Here is a 16925-nt window from a genome sequence, read left to right as displayed (position 1 = left end):
AGGCAGCCTTTTTTATTTCCTATTTTATAAGCTTCATGGTTTATTGTAAATATTCATTTTTATCCCTTTTAAGCTATTTTAAAGAGATATAAACGAAAAAGACTCACTAGAAATAGTAAGTCTTTTTGTGAGCGCGAAAGGATTCGAACCTTTGCCGTCCCGATTTAAATCGGGATGTTTCTATCCAGTCTGCTTTATCAATGAATGTTGAGTAAGTAATAAAACCAAAAAAGACTCACTGTTTCCAGTAAGTCTTTATGTGAGCGCGAAAGGATTCGAACCTTTGCCGTCCCGATTTAAATCGGGATGTTTCTATCCAGTCTGCTTTATCAATGAATGTTGAGTAAGTAATAAAACCAAAAAAGACTCACTGTTTCCAGTAAGTCTTTATGTGAGCGCGAAAGGATTCGAACCTTTGCCGTCCCGATTTAAATCGGGATGTTTCTATCCAGTCTGCTTTATCAATAAATGTTGAGTAAGTAATAAAACTAAAAAAGACTCACTGTTTCCAGTAAGTCTTTATGTGAGCGCGAAAGGATTCGAACCTTTGACCGTCTGCTTAGAAGGCAGATGCTCTATCCAGCTGAGCTACGCACCCATTAAATAGTTTTGAGAAAACTATTAAAACAGTCGGGGCGGCAGGATTCGAACCTGCGACCTCCTGGTCCCAAACCAGGCGCGATGACCGGACTACGCTACGCCCCGAGGGTGTCATCAGTAACGATATTTACTTCGTTTTTGCGGTTGCAAAGGTACAATACTTTTTCAAATAAAAAAATAAAATAAAGAATAATTTTTAATTAATTTTTCATGAAAAGTTTTTTATTACCTTTACCTGATTAATAACCATTGATTTAGCTTGCTTTAAAAATGATGAAAAAATTTTCACTTTTTTTCTCTCTATTGCTATGAAAAGGAATCTTAGAGAAAACAATCTTATAAAAGTTTCAGAACATTTTTTATAAACCGAAATATATTTTCTTAGAAATGATACTTTTTTACTGTAAAAATTTAGTGTCTGATGACGAACGTTTTACCTGTTGAGCTCAATGTTTGATACATTTTTATCTTTTATAAGTACTATCTTTACTCCATGAAACGATTAATGCTGCTGTATGTACTTTTCCCTGTATTTCTATTCTCACAGACTACCGGAAAAGTGATCAAAATTTCAGACGGAGATACCATTACTTTACTGCTAAAAGGAAACCAGCAAAAAAAGATCAGACTTGCTGAAGTTGATTGCCCGGAAAGTGGACAAGCGTTCGGGAAAAATGCAAAACAGTTTACTTCTGCTCAGGTATTTGGGAAAACGGTAAGTTTTGTTGAAACCACTACAGACCGCTATGGAAGATCTATTGCAAAGGTGTATTATGATGATGGAAAATACCTTTCCAAAGAGGTTATAAAAGCTGGAATGGGCTGGTGGTATTTTTCCTATTCCAAAGATGCTTCTTTGGGTAAGATTCAGGAAAATGCAAAAAGTAAAAAAGTTGGTTTATGGCAGGATAGTAATGCTATGTCTCCCTGGGATTACCGTAAAATGAAACGTGAGCTTAGAAATAATAAGAAAATTGAAGCAGCTAAGAACGGAACAAAAGTAAAAACCGTAGCGTAAATATTGGGTAAGGAAGCTTGAAGATGGGAGAGGGAAGTCTATCAATATTTATTCATTGATAGGTCTGCTAGTAACTTCCATCCTCAAGCTTCCATCTTCCAACCTTTTAACCTCCTTTCTTCTTTACGAAAAGATAAAAACTCACAGCCATAAAGATAAAAATGGCAGCGATATTACAGTAATCCAGTCTTTCAAAGACAATATTTTCATTCATAAAATTCAACATGGATTTGTAGCCTCCGGTATAAATCAGAAAATCAGAAAAATCTCTTTCATTAACGATCGTAGAAAATAACAGCATAAATACCCCAAACCCAATAGGGTAAATAAAATTTTTGAAGAGAAGACTCAATGCCAGCTGTACCATAGCAATCGCAGAAAGTGTAATGAAAAACTTCAGAAAGGTATAAAATATGACTTCTCTGAAATCATAATTCTGAAAACCCAGTTGTGGGAAAGCAATACTGAGTAAATATCCGCTTAACAGTAATGCCAGATATGAAAAAAGAACAGACAGGAAAACTGTAATTTGGATAAACAGAGCCTTCGAGAAAAATATTTTAGTCTTCGAAACAGGAAGTGTAAACAGAATTTTATAATTGTTATTCCGGTATTCTACATCACAGCAGGCCTGTACAAAAAGTGAAACAAGGATAGGAAACAGCAGATAAAAGAACATAAATACGGTTCTTCCCAATGAAGCTTTCCATGGATTCACAGTTCCTTCTGATACCTCTATTCCGGAACGGATTACATCATAAGTGATATAAAGATCAACAGCGAAAATAATCAAAATAGGAATCAGCAGAATTCCGAAAATTTCTTTGTTTTTGGAGAGCTTGTACTGCTCGGATGAAAATGCCTTGAAAAAAGTATTGGTATTAGTCATGGTTTTTAGCAATTAAATTAATGAAGATCTGCTCAAGATTGGTACTTTCAGATTCTATGTCATATACCTCAATTCCGTTTTGGATCAGCGTTGTGAGTAGTCCGTTGAATTCTTTGTCATCATTGATTTTCACAGAAATTTTGTTAGGACTGTTCAAGGTCACTGCATAGCTTTGCTGTAGGATAGATAAGGCTTTTTCGGTATTATTAATTTTTAAGACAATATCTTTTTCTACTTTGTTTAAAAGTTCATTTTTAGTTCCCTGGAAAATCATTTTTCCACCCTCAATAATTCCAATATGAGTAGCTGTTTTCTCCAGTTCACTCAAAATATGGCTCGAAAGGAAAATCGTTTTTCCCTGTTCATTCAAATGTTGGAAGAGTTTTCTCATCTCAAAAATACCCTGAGGGTCAAGTCCGTTGAGGGGTTCATCCAGAATCAGAAGTTTCGGATCATGAAAAATAGCCATAGCAATTCCGAGACGCTGTTTCATTCCCATAGACAGTGCGCTTGCCTTCTTTTTCTTCTCGTTATTCAGATCTACAAGCTCCAGAACCTCATCAATCCTTTTATTTCCTTTGCCATAAATGATATCCAGATATTTTAAATTTTCAGAAACCGTGAGTTTGGTATAAAAACACGGTGATTCAATCAGATTTCCGGTGTTGGCAAGAATCTCTGTCCGGTTTTGTTTTAAACTTTTATTCTGAATGAAAATGTTGTCCCCTGATGATTCCAAAAGACCCAAAAGAAGTTTTATGGTAGTCGATTTTCCCGCTCCATTTCTTCCCAGATAGCCATATATGCTGCCTTCAGGAATAGTAAGATTGATGTTGTTTAGAATGGTTTTAGAACCTATCGTATAGCTAAGGTTTTGTGTTTTAATGCTCTCCATTGTTGATGGGTGTTAAAGAAGTGTTGGTGTCTATATAAAATATTCCGTCAAAAAACGCACTCCAGTTCTTTTTCTGATCTACTCCCTGATTGATGGTAGATACAAACTCTTTCCTCAGAACAGAGGTTTGCGGAATATTTCTCAGGTTGATAAAAAAGTAAGGTGTTTTCGTTGTATGAAACGTATTCTCAATGGCAAGTTTTCCTGGTTTATCTGCTAATGTTCCTGTTTTATTGTATTTGGCGTAGGATGAAAAACCAATCATATAAGAAGCTTTTCCATACTTGCTTTTGATATAGGCCCCCAGAGGCAGATAACTTTTGTTGTAACGACTTGCGAAAGTATGAATGTTCGCACACCAGACAATAACTTTTTGTCTCTGATAAACGGAATCAATCTGATAAATAAGATTTTTAGCCATCAGAGAATCTCTGAACTGCATACTCTTCATGGATCCTGGTTTATATTTCCATATTTTATCAAAATTGTTTCTCATGTCATGTAAATACCTTGCATACATTATGTTTTCGGGATTTTTTTTCAACTTTAAAACGGTTTGTTCCAGTCGGCTGATTTCATTGAGAATATCTTTTTGCTGATTTCCGGGTAAGCTTTTACTGGCAAATCCCTTATACATAAAATTAGAAATCTGATCTATATGCTTATGTAATAGAGGGAAAGATTTAAGATCAATCTTATTTTTGTTTAAAAAATCTTTCAAAAGTTTACTACGTTTATCATAAAGTTCATCTCCGGAAAACTGAATGTCAAAACCTCCCAGTTCAATCGGTTGAGCAGAAGTTTTGTTTTTTTGATAATAGGTAATCAAAGGTTGCGTTTCCTTATTATTCCACCAAAAATCGAAAAGCCCTGTTCCTCCGATAGATGCTGGAGGAATTTTCAGACTGCGGTTTTTCATTTCCTCATTCATCATCCAGGTATCATATTGTCCGGCTTCATACAGTACTACATTATAACCCAGATTTTCGTGCAGATATTTAATCAGTCTGCTTTTGGCCTGCATTGTAGCTCCATCGTAATGGGTGTTTTCCCCCAGCATTACAATGCTGTTGTCTTTAAGTGCAGCATCCAAAGTCTTCAGGTCACTGTTGTCCTTATAATCCATTGAAATACTTTTTATAGGATACTTGTATCGTTGAACATCGTTCAGGAATTCCTGTTTTTCTTTTTCCGGAATATCTTTAAAAACAATTTTATTCAGGAGTAAAACTGCAATAACTGAAACTATAAAAGTGTAGAATATTTTTTTCATTCATTCAAAATTATGCAGTTGTTAAATGTGTATTCAATTTCTTACTTAGTTTTAAATTTAACAAAAAATAAAAGGTTTGCATTAAAATTAATTATCTTTAAGTCGAAAATGATACCATACCGAAAATGGTGTCAATTCGTCATGTTTTTCCTATTGTTGGGAAATATTAAAGGATATTATTCCTCTGAAAATAAAAAATGTCTCAAAAAAATGAGACAATTTATGAGAGTAGAGAAACGTTTTGTAAAAATCAATAAAAAACCTCTCAATTTTGTTGAGAGGTTTTGAGTTGGTATCTAAAGTTTAGACTTTATTTAAGGATTAGATTTCACGGCATCATACATCATTGAGTTTTTCTGCTGATCGGTGTAATCGTATTTGTAGTTATAAAAGGAGGATTCCCAGTCTCCATACCCTACATTCGGAATGATAATGAATTTTTTTCCAAAATCATCCGCGGAATTTTTCACGGCTGAAGAACGTTCTGTCTCTGACTTTTTATCAAAAAGATCTGAGAAGTCGGCAAGATTATCGCCCAACAGCAAAACGATATTATAATTTTTAGCAATATCTTTTCTGCGGGTTTCCTTACTGCTTTCTTTTGATCTTAAAATAAGGTTGGCATCACTTTGAACAGGGAAATTGTATTTCTTTAAATTCTTCATAGTTCCCTCACGTTCCTGCTCGACACGGTTGGTCACATAAAAAACCTGGATTCCTTTGCTTGCTGCATATTGATAGAACTTTTGAGAGCCCGTAAGTGGCGTAGCAATACCTTTCGCTGTCCATTCTTCCCATGTTTTCTGATCGTAATTTTTCCCCAACTTTGATCGCTCCACAGCGTAATAGGAATTATCTAAAAACGTTTCATCAATATCAGAAACGATGGCTAAAGGTTTGTCAGATTTCTGCGCTAAAGCCTGATCCAGACGGAGTGTTGCAATATTGTATGCCTGAAGACACAGCGCTTCATATTCTGCTGCTCTTTGCTGATAAAATGCAGCGTATATTTTTCCGTCACGTCCAAGGTTTTGATAAGGAGTTTCTTCTGTGGAAGTCTTCGCAACCGGAGCTGCCGCTGTACACGATAAAACCGAAGCAAGGAAGCAGCTTGCGATAATGAGATTAAAATTTTTCATTGAATTTGAATAGGAAAGACAAAATTAAGACAATTTGATTGTATGACAATCATTTTATGGAAGTAAAAAAGGAGACCGGTCATAAGAATATGCCAGCCTCCTAAAAATCAAATATATCTTTAAAAACTATTTGCTCTTTTATTCTCCTTTAAAATCTGGATTTCTTTTTTCTATAAAGGCGCCGATACCTTCGTTGTGATCTTTCGTGTCAAATAATTCCCCGAATAAAACAGCTTCCTGTTGTAAGCCATCGGTAATATGTAATTCGAAACCTGTATTCAGTGATTGTTTTGCTTTTGCTACGGCTACAGGACCTCTTGAGGCTATTATTGAAGCCAATTTTTGGGCTTCATTCAATAATTCTTCAGGAGTGATCACACGGTTTACAAACCCTAATTCTTTACAAACTTCTGCTGAATAAAATTCACCGGAGAATACCATTTCTCTCGCCTTGTACAATCCAATAGCTCTCGGTAAACGCTGTGTTCCTCCAAAACAAGGCAATAATCCAAGGGTTACTTCCGGTAATCCGAATTTTGCTTTTTCACTGGCCAGAATGATATCACAGGACAAAGCCAGCTCACACCCTCCGCCTAATGCAAAACCGTTGACTGCCGCAATTACTGCAAATGGTAATGATTCAATGGAATTGAAAGCGTTCTGAGCCATCAACGAAAACTCTGTAGCTTCCTTTGGTGTCATACCCTGCATTGCTTTGATGTCAGCACCTGCAACGAAGGCTTTTTCCCCAGCTCCGGTAATGATTAAAACCCGAATGTCTTTATTGGATTGGATTTGATCCGCAAATGATTTCAATTCTTTTAAAACTGTTTCATTCAAAGCATTTAAAGACTGTGGGCGGTTAATAGTTAAGGTTCCGATATATCCTTCCTGATGATATAGTAATGTTTCAAAATTCATGATTACTGATGTTTGTTTAAGAATTGAATAATGCTTGAAAAATCGCTCGTGCCATTTCCTGCTTCACTCCAGATTCGATAAAGGTTTAAAGCTGCATTTCCCAATGGAGTAGAGGTTCTTGTTTCCAGTCCCGCTTCTGCTGCCAATCCCAAATCTTTTGTCATCAAATCCACTGCAAAACCACCTGAGTATTCTCTTGAAGATGGAGCATTTTCCATCACTCCGGGATACGGATTGTAAACTTCCAATGACCAGTTTCTGCCGGAACTTTTCTGCATGATTTCACTTAATATTTTAGGTTCCAATCCGTGACGGACTCCTAAATTGATGGCTTCAGAGGTTCCGATCATGTGTATAGCAAGAAGCATATTATTACAGATCTTCGCAACCTGTCCGGCCCCGGAATCTCCGGCATGGAAGATATTCTGTCCCATACATTTTAGTATAGGTCTTGCCTTTTCATAGTCTTTGGTTTTACCGCCCACAATAAAGGTTAATGTTCCTGCCTGGGCTCCTGCAGTACCACCGGAAACGGGCGCATCAATCATTTTGCATCCTTTTGAAGCGGCCAGCTCAGCAACAGAACGGGCGGTTACTGCATCAATAGTACTGCTGTCAATGATCAATGTATCAGGTTTCAGCAGGCTGATAAATTCGTTAGAATAGAGTTCTGCAACGTGTTTTCCAGACGGAAGCATTGAAATAATGACATCCGCGTCTTTAGCTGCTGCTATAGCTGAATCCGAGATTTGTCCACCTGCAGAAACCAATGCTTCTAAAGCTGACTTGGAAAGATCAAATCCGGTAACGTGATGACCTTTATTTACAAGGTTGATGGCCATAGGACCACCCATATTTCCTAATCCTATAAATGCTATATTTGACATAATTAATTTTTTTTTCCTAAGTTTTTTAATGGATGTTCTTCACGAGGCCAAAGCGGAGTAAAATAGCTGTCTACCCATTCTTTGGTTATATCATTTAATGTTGCAGGCTGCCATTTTGGAGACTGGTCTTTATCTACCAATAAAGCTCTTACACCTTCTGCAAAATCAGGATGAATGCAGCATTGGCAGGATAAGTTTAATTCGGATTGAAAGACTTCCTCCATGCTTAAGTTTTCACCTTCTTTCAATTGTCTGAAGATGATGTGTGCTGAACTTGGTGAGCCTGCTTCAAAGCTTTTGATCCCTGTATTGATCCATTCATCTTTATCAGGATATTGCAGTAAAATTTCTTTAAATGCTTCTAAAGAATCTATTCCTTCAAACTTTTTAATGAATGAATGATGGTTCTGTGCCTGTGATTCAGGTATTGTTGTCTCTTTTGAAATGTTTTCCAGAATTGCAGAAACAGTTTGATGGTTATTTCCATTCCATTGAGCCTGATTAAGAGCATTCAATAATGTTTCTTTTGAATTTGAAGAAATGTAATAATCTGCCAATCCTAAGAATTTGCAATCGGCTCCGTCTAATCTTGCGCCTGTTAATCCTAGATAAACCCCATAAGCGGAAGGCATTTTATTTAAAAACCAGGTTCCGCCAACGTCAGGATATAAACCGATAGTAATTTCAGGCATTGCCAGCTTACTTCTTTCGGTCACAATACGGTGGGAAGCTCCTACCATAATACCAATACCGCCACCCATCACGATACCATGTCCCCAGACAATGATAGGCTTCGGATACGTGTGAATAGCATAATCTACCTGATATTCCTTTAAAAAGAAATCGAAACATGGCTGAGGTACTTGTGTTCCATCGATGCTTTGTTGTTCAATAATGGCGTCGTATAGTTTTCTTACATCTCCTCCGGCGCAGAGGGCTTTTTCACCTGCTCCCTGAATAAAAATGCAGGCTATTTCATCGGATGTTTTCCAGTCTTCCAAAACAGCTTTCAGTTCTTCAATCATTTCTAATGAAAGCGAATTGAGTGTTTTTTCGGAATTCAGGGTGATGATCCCGACTTTATTTTTTATTTCTGTTAGTACTAAACTCATTTTTAATCTTTTGAATTAACGGATTTGTATCATGGCTCCTTCTTCTAAAATCTTTCTTGAAATCACCAGTTTCATAATTTCGTTGGTTCCTTCTACTATCTGATGTATTCTTGCATCACGCATAAGGCGTTCCACCGGAAAATCCTGTGTACATCCATATCCGCCTAATATCTGTAATGCTTCATTACAAATATTGAAGCACATATCGGTAGCCAGGCGTTTTGCCATAGCACAGTAAGTAGTAGCATTTGTGTCTTTAGAATCTAATTTGAAAGCGGCTAAATGAACCATCTGGCGGGCTGCCACAAGCTCTGTTGCCATATCAGCTATTTTAAACTGCAGCGACTGAAACTGTGCCAGTGATTTTCCGAACTGCTTCCTTTCATGCATATATTTTCTGGCCTGATTAATGGCTCCCTGTGCAGCTCCTACAGAGCATGTTCCGATATTGATGCGTCCGCCATCCAGACCTTTCAAAGCTATTTTAAAGCCTTCTCCTAATTCTCCTAAAAGATATTTTTCATCTACTTCCACATGATCAAAGAAAACAAAGCGTGTCGGCTGGGTATTCCAACCTAATTTTTTCTCTTTTTCCCCGAAACTGATTCCTTTAGAATTGGCCGGAACCACAAAAGCACTGATTCCTTTGGGACCGGAATCTCCTGTACGAGCCATTACAATGAGTATATCACTTTCGCCTGCCCCGGAGATAAATGCTTTTGTCCCGTTAATGATGTATTTGTTCCCATTTTTTATTGCTGTCGTTTTTAAAGCTGCCGCATCTGAACCGGAACCCGGCTCAGTAAGACAATAGGATCCTAATAATACTCCTGATGACAAATCCGGACATAATTGTTTTCTGATCTCTTCATTCCCAAATTCATCAATCATCCATGAAACCATATTGTGTATGGTAATGTAGGCGGTAGTGGAAGGACAGGCTGCAGCGAGTTCTTCAAATATAATGGTGGCGTCAAGCCGCGATAATCCCAGACCTCCGGCATCTTCACGGGTATATACTCCGCAAAAACCCAGTTCTCCGGCTTTCGCGATAGCTTCTCTCGGAAATATCTTCTGAGCATCCCATTCCGAAGCATAAGGTGCCAGTTCTTTATCTGCAAATCTTCTTGCGGCATCCTGAAACGCCAATTGATCTTGATTTAGGTTGAATTCCATAGAAAACTTATTTTAAACTGATGGTCATATTCAGATCACCTGCAGGTATGTCTTCTTCAAACCAACGGGCTGTAATCGTTTTGGTTTCTGTGTAAAAACGAACACCCTGTTTTCCGTAAGAATGCAGGTCGCCAAAGAATGATTTTCTCCATCCTGTAAAAGAGAAAAACGGTAATGGAACAGGAATCGGAAGATTTACACCGATTTGTCCCACTTCAATTTCGTGCTGGAATTTTCTTGCTGCTGCTCCTGAGTTCGTAAAGATGGAAGTTCCGTTTCCATAAGGATTGGCATTGATGATTTTAATAGCTTCATCCAGTGTTTCTGCCTTCAGCAATAATAGAGCTGGTCCGAAAATTTCTTCTTTGTAAATATCCATATCCGTTGATACATTATTGAATAACGTGGCTCCTACAAAGTGTCCGTTTTCATAGCCTTCTACTTTACAGCTGCTGCCATCAAGCAATACTTCGGCTCCCTGGTCATAAGCGCTTTTAATCAATCTTAAAACTTTATCTTTTGACTGTTTGTTGATCAGAGGGCCAAATGCCGCAGAATCATCAGACCAAATTCCAGGTTTAATCGTGCTTAAGGCTTTTTTGATATCATCCACCCAATTTTGAGCTTCACCCACCAAAACAGCTACGCTGATGGCCATACAACGCTGGCCGGCAGCTCCGCAGGAAGCACCTACAAGATTGTTGATGACCTGTTCTTTATTAGCATCCGGCATTACTACCATGTGATTTTTCGCTCCGCCAAAAGCCTGAACTCTTTTCAGATTATCGGTTCCGGTGCGGTAGACATGTTCTGCAACGGGAACTGAACCTACAAATGAAATGGCTTTGATTTCCGGATGATTCAGAATGTGATTCACCTGATCTTTGGAACCGTGAACAATATTTAAAACTCCTTTAGGAAAACCTGCTTCTAAAAATAGCTCAGCCATTTTCATAGAAGTCATCGGGGTTTGTTCCGAAGGTTTTAAAATAAAGGTATTTCCGCAGGCAATGGCCATTGGAAACATCCATAGAGGAATCATTGCGGGAAAATTGAAAGGAGTAATTCCTGCACACACTCCAAGGGGTTGAATATAGCTGTAGGTATCAACACCTCTTGCCACATTTTCAACCGTTTCTCCCATCATGAGTGTCGGAATGTTGCAGGCGTGCTCTACTACTTCAATTCCACGCCATACATCTCCCATGGCATCAGGAAATGTTTTTCCGTTTTCTTTGGAAAGAATTTCGGCAATTTCTTTTTGATTTTCTTTTAAAAGCTGCTGGTATTTTAGAAAAAATCTTGCTCTTTCCGGGATGGCTACTTCTTTCCATGTTTTGAAGGCTTCTTTAGCTGCGTCTATGGCTTGATCTATTTCAGACAATTCCGTTAAAGGAACTTCTGCAAGAATTTCCTGAGTGGCAGGATTTTCTACGGGAAGATGCTCTGCAGCTTTACTTTCTATAAAATTTCCGTTGATTAATATTTTTACTTTTTGTGACATGATTTTTAGATTGAGAGTGAAAAGCTGAGAGTGAATTTTCACTCTCAACTTTTGAATTAGATTATATTACCAGCAGATCAACAAATTTGTTGACATCCAGATTAATAAGGGTATCGTATTCTAAAGAATTTTCTAATACAATTCTCTGTTGTTTTTCCGGGAAAATCCTGGCAAGGTTTACTTTGTATTTTTTGATCAGTTCAGGAATTCCTTCATCTCTTCTGCGTTTGTGGCCGATTGGATATTCCACAACGATTTCCTCCAAGACAGTTCCATCGTTTAATTCTACTGTTAAAGCATTGGCAATGGAACGTTTTTCCGGATCATGATAATCTGTAGTAAACTGTAGGTCTTCCACACATTCAATTTTATCACGAAGGATATCAATTCTTGGATCTGATGCTATGTTATCTTCATAATCTGCGGCGGTCAGTCTTCCGAAGATCAATGGAACTGCTACCATGTACTGAATAGCATGGTCACGGTCAGCAGGGTTGTTTAATGGACCTTTTTTATCAATGATACGGATACAGGCTTCGTGGGTGCGAATGGTTATTTTTTTGATATCCTCAGCAGATTTTCCTGATTCTTTTAATTGATGGTGTAAAGTCATGGCTGCTTCTACAGCTGTCTGAGAGTGGAATTCCGCAGGGAATGAAATTTTAAACAAAACATTTTCCATAACATAAGAACCGTAATCTCTCTGGAATTTGAATTCATTTCCTTTGAAAGATACATCATAGAATCCCCATGTCTTCGCTGTTAATACTGATGGATAACCCATTTCGCCTGTTTGCGCAATTAATGCCAGACGCACAGCTCTTGAAGTAGCATCTCCTGCAGCCCATGATTTGCGGCTTCCTGTATTAGGTGCATGACGGTAGGTTCTTAAAGACTGTCCGTCAACAAATGCTAATGAAACGGCATTGATCAGTTCATCACGGGTTAAACCGATCAGTTTTCCAACAACGGCTGTAGAGGCTAGTTTTACCAATAAAACATGGTCTAAGCCTACTTTATTGAAGGAGTTTTCCAACGCAATTACTCCCTGGATTTCATGAGCCATGATCATGGCTTCCAGAACCTGTTTCATTTTTAACGGAGCTTTTCCTTCTGCAATATTTGTTCTTGAAAGCCAGTCTGCTGTTGCTAAAATTCCTCCCAGATTGTCTGAAGGATGTCCCCATTCAGCGGCCAACCAAGTATCATTGAAATCTAACCAACGGATAATGGCTCCAATGTTGAAAGCAGCCTGTATAGGATCTAATTGAAACTGAGTCCCCGGAACTTTAGCACCATTCGGAACTACGGTACCTTTTACAATAGGTCCTAAAAGTTTGGTACATGCAGGATAAGTCAGCGCTTCCAATCCGCATCCAATCGTGTCTAATAAACAGTAGTGAGCTGTTTTCCAGGCTAAATCGTTTTTGATTTCATAGTTTAGTACATAATCTGCAATATCTGTTAATACCTGATCTGGTTGTGGTCTTTCGTTTGAAATGTGTGATGACATCTTTATTTTTTAGTTTAATTATGAATTGATTTTTTATTTTCTGTTTTCGATGGATACAAAGTCTTTATTTTCAGGACCTGTATAATTGGCACTTGGGCGGATAATTTTCCCATCCTGTCTTTGTTCGATAATATGGGCGCTCCATCCTGTGACTCTTGAGATAACGAATAGTGGAGTGAACATCAACGTGGGAACTCCCATCAGGTGGTAAGATACTGCCGAGAACCAGTCCAGATTAGGGAACATTTTCTTTTCTTCCCACATGACGGTTTCCAATCTTTCTGCGATATTATACAACAACATGTCTCCAGCTTCTTCGGAAAGTTCTTTGGCTACTTTTTTTATCACCACGTTTCTTGGATCCGATATGGTGTAAACAGGATGCCCAAATCCGATAATTACTTCTTTGTTAGCAATACGTTTTCTAATGTCCTCTTCTGCTTCGTCAGGAGAGTTGTAACGGCTTTGGATTTCGAAAGCCACTTCATTGGCTCCTCCATGTTTTGGACCTCTCAAAGCACCGATGGCACCAGTGATACAGGAATAAAAATCTGATGAGGTTCCGGCAATAACACGGGCAGTGAACGTAGAAGCATTAAACTCATGTTCAGCATACAGGTTTAGAGATATCTCCATTGCTTTTACCCAAGAATCTGGTGCTTTTTTGCCATGTAGTAGGTGAAGAAAATGTCCGCCAATAGTATCATCATCAGTCTCCACATTAATCTCTTTTCCGTTGTGGGTATAGTGATACCAGTATAAAAGTCCGGAACTGAATGATGCCAGTAATTTGTCTGCAATATCTCTTGCCCCAGCCACATTGTGGTCATCTTTTTCAGGCTGAATGCTTCCTATTGCTGAAACCATAGAACGCATAACATCCATTGGATGCGCCGCTGCCGGAATACTTTTTAAGATATTTCTTACAGAGTGGGGTAGCCCTCTCAGTGATTTTAATTTTGCTTTATAATTTTTTAATTGAGCTTCAGTGGGTAGCTGACCATAGATTAGTAGGTAGGCTACTTCTTCGAATTGTGCTCTTTCTGCAAGATCCAAAATATCATAACCTCTGTAATGAAGATCATTTCCACTTTTTCCTACACTGCAAAGAGCGGTATTACCTGCGGTTACTCCGGAAAGAGCTACGCTTTTTTTAGGCTTAAATGTTGGTTCGCTATTCGTTGACATGAGTATTTTGTTTAAAAAGGTTATCTAATTTTTGTTCATAATTATAGTAGCCAATGCTTTGATAGAGTTCTTCTCTGGTCTGCATTGTATCCAGAACATGGGCTTGCGTTCCGTCTTTACGGATATGCTGGTATACATTCTGCGCTGCTTTATTGGCTGCTCTGAAGGCGGAAAGAGGGTAGAGGATAAGTCCTACACCTGCATTTTTTAATTCTTCTACAGTATACATTTTGATCATCCCAAATTCCGTAATATTGGCCAGTACAGGGATTCCAGTAGCGTCAACAAATTTTTGATAAAAGCTTAAATCAGGCACTGCTTCGGCAAAAATGAAGTCTGCGCCAGCTTCTTTATAAGCAATGGCTCTTTCTAAAGTTTTTTCCAGACCTTCATTAGCAAAAGCATCTGTTCTTGCTCCAATAACGAAATGTTCATCAGTACGGGCATCCACAGCAGCTTTAAGCCGGTCTACCATTTCTTCCTTGCTTACGATTTCTTTGCCGGGACGGTGTCCACAGCGTTTTGCACCTACCTGATCTTCAATGTGAATGGCTGCTGCTCCTGCTTTAATTAATGATTTTATCGTTCGGGCAACATTAAAGGCAGAAGGCCCAAATCCTGTATCAATATCTACCAAAAGGGGGAGATCACAAATATTAGTAATACGCTGAACATCTATGAGTACGTCATCCAGAGTAGTAATTCCTAAATCAGGAATTCCTAAAGACCCTGCCGCAACCCCTCCTCCTGAAAGATAAATAGCATTAAAACCAGCCTGCTGTGCCAGTAATGCATGGTTTGCATTGATGGCTCCCACAATCTGGAGGGGATTTTCTTTTTCCATGGCCTCCCGGAATTTTAAGCCGGGTGACTTCCAGTTTTCATTTTTGATCATTTTAATATGTATTGTTGAATTGAAATTTGTTTATCAGTGAAGAAGCAGAAGATCTGTTAAGACTTAGCTTTTGAATAAAAAAGAAAAGGCGGGAAATGAATTGAGAAATCATACAGTCGTGCAGATGTTGAGAATTTTGAAAAATTCTGATTGTCCGGGTCTGTAAAATAAACCTGTTGCGACTCCACGAATAATTAAGATTGCTTTGGTACACCATCACTTTTTACATTGATTAAATCCAATAAAAAGTTCTTTGTAAACTTCGCGGTGCTTTATGAAAAAAGAAAATTACGGAAAGAGGATACGAATGAGTTATAAAATCATGAGAAGCACCTAGTGTACACTCATATTCATCTCAAAAAAATAACACAGTTTGATAAAAAAGTTACCGCACTATATCCATATCGTATCATACCTGACTGTAAGCTTCAAATCGCGAAAGCATCGTCAATACGAAATAGGCAGGTCTCCTGACTTGTAACGGTTTTTATCATCCTTCCCATATGAAAAATATACAGTGGATATCAATGGATAAAAACTTTTTATTTGTTACTTACAGTTGCGCGACAGTTCGTGATTTTCACACGATTCCCTTTTAATACACAGCTAAGTGTAACCAGTTTCGGTTGATAAAGAAGGTTTTAAGAACTCCTTGGTGGTAAATATAAGTATTTTATAATAACGAAAAAGATATTTTATGTAATCAATAGTTTTTTTTAATGTAATCTATTGAAAATGATTGAGTTGTGAGGTATGTTTTGGAAGAAAAACAGAATGTTTATGTTGTTAAATTAATATAAAAGATACCCGGAAAATTAAAGATAGTTAATAAATTTGCTGTTCTTCTTTCATTTTATAAATTTTATTAATCCCATATAATTGATCATGGTAGATATTGCAGAATTTAAACAGAATTTGAGTTTGAGTGAAATTCCTGTAGAGCTTGAAAAACTAATCTATTTCCAGAATACTATTTCATCGTTTGAAAACTATTCACAAGGTTTTGGTGTTTTAATTGATCGTAAATCCGGATTGAAAAGTTGGAGTGATGACGAAATTTTTTTGAATAGTATGCTGCCTTTTGCTCAGGCCAATGGTTCCGGTTCATTCTATGCCATCTGGAATAACGGAACGGATCAGCCTTTACATAAAATGCCTGTTGTGGTTTTTGGAGATGAAGGAGGTGTCCATATTGTTGCTGAAAATATGGTACAACTTTTACATTTACTCACTTTTGACACTGAAATTTCAGTAGATTTCGATGAGGCTTATTTTTATAAAGACGAAGACGATTATGAAGAAAGTGAAGATTTAAACGAATATTTGACGTGGATGAAAGGAGATTATGATTTAAATCAAATTGAAGAACCTGATTTACTGATTAAAAATGCTCAGGCTCAATATAAAGAAAGTTTTGATCAATGGTTTGGGCAATACTTTACAGATAATTAATCTTGTATTAATAGTTTCTCTGTATAAGATTTTATTTTTGATCAATGAAAACCATGAAAAACAAAAAAGACTTACTAAAAATAGTAAGTCTTTATGTGAGCGCGAAAGGATTCGAACCTTTGACGTCCCGATTAAAAATCGGGATGCTCTATCTTTTCTGCTGACTGTATGAGTTTTTGAATTTTTGATTTACTTTTCCAGGCTTTAATTTCCCTTTCTCTTCTATATGCTAGAGATTTAGATTTTAAAGTTTCAAAATAAACAAGTGTCCAATCTTTAGCTTTTGACGTAAATCCTTTGTGATCAGACAGATGCTTTCTTAATCTTTCTTGTAAAGATTCTGAAGAATGTCCGATATAGAATTTATCTAAAGTTTTGGAATGAAGGATATAGCAATTGTGCATAGAACTAAAATACACAAAAAAATTACACTTTTAGATTATAAATTCAGATATAATAAAAA

At 37.4% G+C, this 16925-nt stretch carries 15 protein-coding genes, 2 tRNA genes and 1 riboswitch; of the genes, 2 read left to right on the top strand and 15 right to left on the bottom strand.

What is annotated here, in order from left to right:
- Positions 1-524: 524 nt before the first annotated feature.
- Together CQ046_RS21315 and CQ046_RS21310 are read right to left on the bottom strand one after the other, a co-directional pair.
- Positions 525-598 (bottom strand) — tRNA-Arg (locus CQ046_RS21315).
- 32 nt (positions 599-630) lie between these two features.
- A tRNA-Pro gene (locus CQ046_RS21310) sits at positions 631-705 on the bottom strand.
- A gap of 388 nt (positions 706-1093) precedes the next feature.
- On the opposite strand from CQ046_RS21310, the gene CQ046_RS21305 reads away from it, so the two are divergent.
- Positions 1094-1618, top strand: coding sequence for a thermonuclease family protein (locus tag CQ046_RS21305; RefSeq protein WP_105704203.1), 525 nt, complete (start codon positions 1094-1096; stop codon positions 1616-1618).
- A gap of 106 nt (positions 1619-1724) precedes the next feature.
- Here CQ046_RS21305 and CQ046_RS21300 read toward each other — a convergent pair whose 3' ends face one another.
- The 12 genes from CQ046_RS21300 to prpB all read right to left on the bottom strand — a co-directional run bounded on the left by CQ046_RS21300 (position 1725) and on the right by prpB (position 15010).
- Complete coding sequence (locus CQ046_RS21300; protein ID WP_105704202.1) at positions 1725-2507, bottom strand: ABC transporter permease; 783 nt, start codon at positions 2505-2507, stop codon at positions 1725-1727.
- Positions 2500-3402, bottom strand: a complete 903-nt coding sequence (locus tag CQ046_RS21295; RefSeq protein WP_105704201.1) for an ABC transporter ATP-binding protein — start codon at positions 3400-3402, stop codon at positions 2500-2502. Before CQ046_RS21295 ends, CQ046_RS21300 begins: the two co-directional genes overlap by 8 nt.
- A complete protein-coding gene (locus tag CQ046_RS21290; protein WP_105704200.1) occupies positions 3389-4675 on the bottom strand; it encodes an erythromycin esterase family protein in 1287 nt (428 codons plus the stop codon). Before CQ046_RS21290 ends, CQ046_RS21295 begins: the two co-directional genes overlap by 14 nt.
- Before the next feature lie 314 nt (positions 4676-4989).
- Positions 4990-5814 carry a 5'-nucleotidase, lipoprotein e(P4) family gene (locus CQ046_RS21280; RefSeq protein WP_105704198.1) on the bottom strand — a complete coding sequence of 275 codons (825 nt, stop codon included), beginning with the start codon at positions 5812-5814 and terminating at the stop codon, positions 4990-4992.
- 138 nt (positions 5815-5952) lie between these two features.
- A complete protein-coding gene (locus tag CQ046_RS21275) occupies positions 5953-6735 on the bottom strand; it encodes an enoyl-CoA hydratase/isomerase family protein (RefSeq protein ID WP_105704197.1) in 783 nt (260 codons plus the stop codon).
- 2 nt (positions 6736-6737) lie between these two features.
- Positions 6738-7622: a 3-hydroxyisobutyrate dehydrogenase gene (gene mmsB, locus CQ046_RS21270; protein ID WP_105704196.1), complete on the bottom strand. Its 885-nt coding sequence runs from the start codon at positions 7620-7622 to the stop codon at positions 6738-6740.
- 2 nt (positions 7623-7624) lie between these two features.
- Positions 7625-8734: an enoyl-CoA hydratase/isomerase family protein gene (locus CQ046_RS21265; protein ID WP_105704195.1), complete on the bottom strand. Its 1110-nt coding sequence runs from the start codon at positions 8732-8734 to the stop codon at positions 7625-7627.
- Between the two features lie 15 nt (positions 8735-8749).
- On the bottom strand, positions 8750-9910 hold the full coding sequence (locus CQ046_RS21260) for an acyl-CoA dehydrogenase family protein (protein WP_105704194.1): 1161 nt from the start codon (positions 9908-9910) through the stop codon (positions 8750-8752).
- Positions 9911-9917: 7 nt separating this feature from the next.
- A complete protein-coding gene (locus CQ046_RS21255) occupies positions 9918-11414 on the bottom strand; it encodes a CoA-acylating methylmalonate-semialdehyde dehydrogenase (RefSeq protein WP_105704193.1) in 1497 nt (498 codons plus the stop codon).
- Positions 11415-11475: 61 nt separating this feature from the next.
- Positions 11476-12927, bottom strand: a complete 1452-nt coding sequence (locus CQ046_RS21250; RefSeq protein ID WP_105704192.1) for a bifunctional 2-methylcitrate dehydratase/aconitate hydratase — start codon at positions 12925-12927, stop codon at positions 11476-11478.
- A gap of 33 nt (positions 12928-12960) precedes the next feature.
- On the bottom strand, positions 12961-14115 hold the full coding sequence (prpC, locus tag CQ046_RS21245) for a 2-methylcitrate synthase (protein WP_105704191.1): 1155 nt from the start codon (positions 14113-14115) through the stop codon (positions 12961-12963).
- The gene (prpB, locus tag CQ046_RS21240; protein ID WP_105704190.1) at positions 14102-15010 is read right to left on the bottom strand and encodes a methylisocitrate lyase; all 909 of its coding nucleotides are present in this window, start codon (positions 15008-15010) and stop codon (positions 14102-14104) included. The genes prpC and prpB overlap by 14 nt, the downstream gene beginning before the upstream one ends.
- A gap of 442 nt (positions 15011-15452) precedes the next feature.
- A riboswitch (cobalamin riboswitch) is annotated at positions 15453-15646 on the bottom strand.
- A 249-nt stretch (positions 15647-15895) separates the two neighbouring features.
- On the opposite strand from prpB, the gene CQ046_RS21235 reads away from it, so the two are divergent.
- The gene (locus CQ046_RS21235; RefSeq protein WP_105704189.1) at positions 15896-16462 is read left to right on the top strand and encodes a hypothetical protein; all 567 of its coding nucleotides are present in this window, start codon (positions 15896-15898) and stop codon (positions 16460-16462) included.
- 131 nt (positions 16463-16593) lie between these two features.
- Here the strand turns inward: CQ046_RS21235 and CQ046_RS21230 are convergent, their stop codons facing one another.
- The gene (locus CQ046_RS21230) at positions 16594-16866 is read right to left on the bottom strand and encodes a GIY-YIG nuclease family protein (RefSeq protein ID WP_105704188.1); all 273 of its coding nucleotides are present in this window, start codon (positions 16864-16866) and stop codon (positions 16594-16596) included.
- Between the last annotated feature and the right edge of the window lie 59 nt (positions 16867-16925).

It is taken from the genome of Chryseobacterium sp. MYb7, from assembly GCF_002979455.1.
Classification (GTDB): domain Bacteria; phylum Bacteroidota; class Bacteroidia; order Flavobacteriales; family Weeksellaceae; genus Chryseobacterium.
This window is presented reverse-complemented; position numbering and strand designations above follow the sequence as displayed.

Bases quoted from the DNA above. Each gene is read 5' to 3' on its own strand.
- CQ046_RS21305 (WP_105704203.1), top strand. From the start codon at position 1,094: ATGAAACGATTAATGCTGCTGTATGTACTTTTCCCTGTATTTCTATTC.
- CQ046_RS21300 (WP_105704202.1), bottom strand. From the start codon at position 2,507: ATGACTAATACCAATACTTTTTTCAAGGCATTTTCATCCGAGCAGTAC.
- CQ046_RS21295 (WP_105704201.1), bottom strand. From the start codon at position 3,402: ATGGAGAGCATTAAAACACAAAACCTTAGCTATACGATAGGTTCTAAA.
- CQ046_RS21290 (WP_105704200.1), bottom strand. From the start codon at position 4,675: ATGAAAAAAATATTCTACACTTTTATAGTTTCAGTTATTGCAGTTTTA.
- CQ046_RS21280 (WP_105704198.1), bottom strand. From the start codon at position 5,814: ATGAAAAATTTTAATCTCATTATCGCAAGCTGCTTCCTTGCTTCGGTT.
- CQ046_RS21275 (WP_105704197.1), bottom strand. From the start codon at position 6,735: ATGAATTTTGAAACATTACTATATCATCAGGAAGGATATATCGGAACC.
- mmsB (WP_105704196.1), bottom strand. From the start codon at position 7,622: ATGTCAAATATAGCATTTATAGGATTAGGAAATATGGGTGGTCCTATG.
- CQ046_RS21265 (WP_105704195.1), bottom strand. From the start codon at position 8,734: ATGAGTTTAGTACTAACAGAAATAAAAAATAAAGTCGGGATCATCACC.
- CQ046_RS21260 (WP_105704194.1), bottom strand. From the start codon at position 9,910: ATGGAATTCAACCTAAATCAAGATCAATTGGCGTTTCAGGATGCCGCA.
- CQ046_RS21255 (WP_105704193.1), bottom strand. From the start codon at position 11,414: ATGTCACAAAAAGTAAAAATATTAATCAACGGAAATTTTATAGAAAGT.
- CQ046_RS21250 (WP_105704192.1), bottom strand. From the start codon at position 12,927: ATGTCATCACACATTTCAAACGAAAGACCACAACCAGATCAGGTATTA.
- prpC (WP_105704191.1), bottom strand. From the start codon at position 14,115: ATGTCAACGAATAGCGAACCAACATTTAAGCCTAAAAAAAGCGTAGCT.
- prpB (WP_105704190.1), bottom strand. From the start codon at position 15,010: ATGATCAAAAATGAAAACTGGAAGTCACCCGGCTTAAAATTCCGGGAG.
- CQ046_RS21235 (WP_105704189.1), top strand. From the start codon at position 15,896: ATGGTAGATATTGCAGAATTTAAACAGAATTTGAGTTTGAGTGAAATT.
- CQ046_RS21230 (WP_105704188.1), bottom strand. From the start codon at position 16,866: ATGCACAATTGCTATATCCTTCATTCCAAAACTTTAGATAAATTCTAT.